Source organism: Mesorhizobium sp. M0317, assembly GCF_040321555.1.
Classification (GTDB): Bacteria; Pseudomonadota; Alphaproteobacteria; order Rhizobiales; family Rhizobiaceae; genus Mesorhizobium.
In genome coordinates, this window is record NZ_JAMYRV010000086.1 from 1 (window position 1) to 4402 (window position 4402).

General features: G+C 67.7%; 4 protein-coding genes. All 4 read left to right on the forward strand.

The window, feature by feature from the left end; all coding sequences use genetic code 11:
* Positions 1 to 1867, forward strand: a 1867-nt coding sequence (gene hrpB, locus NKI88_RS31460; protein ID WP_352659272.1) for an ATP-dependent helicase HrpB, incomplete at its 5' end; no start/stop codon positions are given.
* A gap of 32 nt (positions 1868 to 1899) precedes the next feature.
* Positions 1900 to 3225 carry an ActS/PrrB/RegB family redox-sensitive histidine kinase gene (locus NKI88_RS31465; protein WP_023738116.1) on the forward strand — a complete coding sequence of 442 codons (1326 nt, stop codon included), beginning with the start codon at positions 1900 to 1902 and terminating at the stop codon, positions 3223 to 3225.
* Positions 3226 to 3311: 86 nt separating this feature from the next.
* Positions 3312 to 3875 carry an ActR/PrrA/RegA family redox response regulator transcription factor gene (locus NKI88_RS31470; RefSeq protein ID WP_023672848.1) on the forward strand — a complete coding sequence of 188 codons (564 nt, stop codon included), beginning with the start codon at positions 3312 to 3314 and terminating at the stop codon, positions 3873 to 3875.
* Positions 3876 to 4059: 184 nt separating this feature from the next.
* Positions 4060 to 4402: helix-turn-helix domain-containing protein (locus NKI88_RS31475; RefSeq protein ID WP_352659274.1), on the forward strand; the 343-nt coding region annotated here is incomplete at its 3' end.

Here is a 4402-nt window from a genome sequence, read left to right on the forward strand (position 1 = left end):
CCTCCCCCTCCACCCCGCCATGCCCACGGCGCCCCGGCCGGCGCTGGCCGGCGACGGCGGCAGGGTGCGCCCCGTCCTGCCCGGCCCCCCCGAGAGCGCGCGCACGGCCGAGCGGCTGCAGAGCCGCCTCGGCGCCGACACCGACATCGTGCCGCTCTACGGTCAGCTCGACAACAGGGCGCAGGATGCCGCCATCAAACCGCCGCTGCCGGGCCGCCGCAAGGTGGTGCTGGCGACGTCGATCGCCGAGACCTCGATCACCATCGACGGCGTGCGCGTCGTCATCGATTCCGGCCTGTCGCGGCTGCCGCGCTACGAGCCGGCAAGCGGTCTGACCCGGCTGGAGACGGTGCGCGTTTCCAGGGCGTCCGCCGATCAGCGCGCCGGCCGCGCCGGGCGTACACAGCCAGGCGTCGCCATCCGCCTTTGGCGGGCCGAGCAGACGGCGGCCCTTCCCGCCTTCACCCCACCCGAGATTCTCGAAGCCGACCTGTCCGGCCTGCTGCTCGATTGCGCCGCCTTCGGCGTCGCCGATCCCGCAAGCCTGTCCTTCCTCGATCCGCCGCCCATTCCCGCGCTCAACGAGGCGCGGGCGCTGCTCCTGACGCTGCACGCCATCGATGCGGCCGGCCGGCTGACGGAGGCGGGCGGCGCGATGCGCAAGCTGGCCCTGCCCGTGCGGCTCGCACACATGGTCGCTGAAGCCGCTGGCGGCGGCCACGCGCTCGAGGCTGCGATGCTAGCCGTCCTGCTCACCGAGCGTGGCCTTGGCGGCGACGGCGCCGACCTCGAACGGCGCCTGATGCGCTTCCGCACGGAAAAGTCACCGCGCGCCGTTGCGGCAAGGCAGCTTGCCGGGCGATTGGCGAAGGAGGCGGGCGGCGCCAAGAGCAGCGAAACCGCTTCTGCCGGTCTTCTCCTCATCCACGCCTGGCCGGACCGTGTCGCCAGAGCGCGCGGCGAGCGCGGGCGTTTCGTGCTCGCCAACGGCTCCGGCGCCATGCTCGACGCCGCCGATCCGCTGGCCGGCGAGAGCTGGCTGGTCGTCGCCGATCTGCAAGGCAAGGCGCAAAATGCCCGCATCACGGCGGCGGCAGCCGTCGACGAGGCCGACATCCGCGCCGCACTCTCCGACAGGATCGAGACGCGCCGCGAGACAAGCTTCGACCGCGAGCGGCGCGCGGCGCGCGTGCGCGAGACCGCCAGGCTCGGCGCCATCACTTTGTCGGAGCGCATGCTGCCCGCACCAACTGGAACAGACGCCGACCGCGCCATCCTGGATGCCTTGTGCGAGCACGGCCTGTCGCTGCTGGAATGGGGCAAGGACGGCGAGACGCTGCGCCAACGGCTCGGCTGGCTGCATCGCGGCCTCGGCGCGCCTTGGCCCGATGTTTCGGAACCCGCCCTGCTCGAAGGCCTCGACGACTGGCTGCTGCCGTTCCTTTCGGGCAAGGCATCCTTCGCCGCGATCGATCCCGGCGTGCTGTCGTCAGGCCTGATGGCGCTGGTGCCGCACGAATTGCAGCGCAAGGTCGGCACACTGGCGCCGACCCATTTCGACGCGCCCTCCGGCAGCCATGTGCCGATCCGCTATGACGGCGAATGGCCGGTGCTGGCCATCCGCGTGCAGGAACTATTCGGCCTTGACCGCCATCCGGCAATCGCCAACGGCACCGTACAGCTGACGCTCGAGCTGTTGTCGCCGGCGCACCGGCCGATCCAGACGACGCGCGACCTGCCCGGCTTCTGGCGCGGCTCCTGGGCCGATGTGCGCACCGATATGCGCGGCCGTTATCCCCGCCATGTCTGGCCGGAAAATCCGCTGCTCGCTGCGGCCACCGCCCGCGCCAAACCGCGAGGGACCTAGCGCTCGTCCTTTCCCGGCTATAATCCTTGGCCATGATCAACATCGTGCACGCGCCAGACTTCCAGCAAAGCCAGCGGCTGCGCCTCAACACGCTGATCCGGCTGCGCTGGCTGGCCATCGTGGGCCAGAGCCTGGCGGTGCTGGTCGTCGCCTATGGGCTCAAATTCCCGCTGCCGGTCAGCCTCTGCTTCGCGCTGGTCGCCTGCTCGGCCTGGCTTAACCTGGTGCTGACCTTCCGCTATCCGGCAGCGCACCGGCTGACCCCGTTCTCAGCCTTTTTCATCCTGACCTTCGACAGCCTGCAGCTTGCCGGCCTGCTCTATTTGACCGGCGGCCTCACCAACCCGTTCTCGGTGCTGATGACCGTGCCCGTCGTCATCTCGGCGGCGTCGCTGCCGCTCCGGCTGACTGCGGTGCTCGGCGCGCTGGTCATGGCGGCGGCCACGTTGCTGGTCTTCTTCCACCAGCCGCTGCCATGGTATGAGGGCGCGCCGCTGCCCATGCCGTTCATCTATGTCGCCGGAATATGGATGGCGGTGTTTTCCTCGATCGCCTTCACCGCCATCTATGCCTTCCGCGTCGCCGAGGAAGCCCGCCTGCTCGCCAATGCGCTTGCCGCCACCGAACTGGTGTTGCAGCGCGAGCAGCATCTGTCGGCGCTCGATGGCCTCGCCGCCGCCGCCGCGCACGAACTCGGCACGCCGCTCGCCACCATCGCCCTTGTCTCCAAGGAAATGGAGAAGGCGCTGGGTAACGATCCGAAATATGGTGAGGATGTGAAGCTGTTGCGGTCGCAGAGCGAGCGCTGCCGCGAGATCCTGAAGCGGCTGACCAGCCTGTCCTCCGAGGGTGAGGCGCATCTGTCGCGTCTGCCGCTGACTTCGCTGGTCGAGGAGGTGACGGCGCCGCACCGCGATTTCGGCATCTCGATCAAGCTTCGGCCGGGCGAGCGCGTCGGCCCCGAACCGGTGGGACGACGCAACCCCGGGGTCATCTACGGCCTCGGCAATCTGGTCGAGAACGCCGTCGACTTCGCCCGCAACAGTGTGACGGTGCGATGGAGCTGGGACGAACTCGACGTCACCTTCTCGATCATCGATGACGGGCCGGGCTTTCCCCCCGAAATCATCGATCGCATCGGCGAGCCCTATATGTCGACACGCCAGGGCAACGAGGCCGGCGGTGGCCTTGGACTCGGGCTCTTCATTGCCAAGACCTTGCTCGAACGCTCCGGCGCCACGCTCGATTTCCGCAATTCGAGCGGGCTGGGCGAGGGCGCCATCGTGCAGATATCGTGGCCCCGCACCGTCTTCCTCAACCCGGAATCGGTGGGGATCTCGATGTTCGACACCGCGTAAAAGCCTTGGCGGAGGCGGCAAAATTGGACAATGGCGTTCAGGAACTATATCTGCGTAAAATTAAGGCAGCAGGATTTTTTAAGATAATGACTGGCGAAGAAGCAATTGGCGCAATGGTCGAAGGCGAGGACACCTCGCTGCTCATCGTCGACGACGACAAGCCGTTCCTGACGCGGCTGGCCCGCGCCATGGAAACCAGGGGTTTCGTGGTCGAGACGGCCGAGAGCGTCGAGGAGGCGGTGGCCAAGGCGCGCGCCCACCCGCCGGCCTATGCGGTGGTCGACATGCGGCTTGGCGACGGCAACGGACTCGACGTCGTCGCCGCCATCCGCGAGAAGCGCGACGATGCCCGCACCGTCATCCTCACCGGCTACGGCAACATCGCCACCGCGGTGACCGCGGTGAAGCTCGGCGCCATCGACTATCTGTCGAAGCCGGCTGACGCCGACGACGTGTTTGCAGCGCTCACCCGCACCGCCGGCGAACGCGCCGCACCGCCGGAAAACCCGATGTCGGCCGACCGCGTGCGCTGGGAACACATCCAGCGCGTCTACGAAATGTGCGACCGCAACGTGTCGGAAACCGCGCGCCGGCTCAACATGCATCGCCGCACGCTGCAGCGGATACTCGCCAAGCGCGCACCACGCTGAGGTTCACGCGCCGGCGGCGCCGGCCGCCAATTGCCGAACCTCAGCGCTGCCCCTCACCTGCCTGCCGGCATCCTCTCCCCGTATAGAGACGGGGAGAGGGGCGCTTGTCCGAACCGGATAGATAGGTAACAGAATGGACCGATAGCATGGGTGACAGTTTTCTCCTTCGCCGGGAGGACCGGCGATGGTTTGGCGAGAGACTGGCATCATGGACGAGCGGCTACGGTTTGTTGTGGAGTGTCTTGCTGGGGATGAGACGATAGTTGCGCTTTGTGCGGCCTACGGGATCTCACGCAAGAACGGCTACAAATGGCTCGGACGTTATCGGGAGTTCGGCCCGGAAGGTTTGCACGACCTGCCGCGAGCCCCGCTCAATCATGGCCGGGCGACAGCTCAGGACCTGGTTGAGCGGATTGTGGCGGCCAAGGAGCTGCATCCGCTCTGGGGTCCAAAGAAGATCGTGGCACGGCTCAGGCGCACGGCTCCCGAGTTCATGTGGCCTTCAGCCTCGACGGTCGGCGCGATCC

What these genes read in the sequence shown, in the direction of transcription:
- NKI88_RS31465 (WP_023738116.1), top strand. Translation starts at nt 1,900, where the DNA reads ATGATCAACATCGTGCACGCGCCAGACTTCCAGCAAAGCCAGCGGCTG.
- NKI88_RS31470 (WP_023672848.1), top strand. Translation starts at nt 3,312, where the DNA reads ATGACTGGCGAAGAAGCAATTGGCGCAATGGTCGAAGGCGAGGACACC.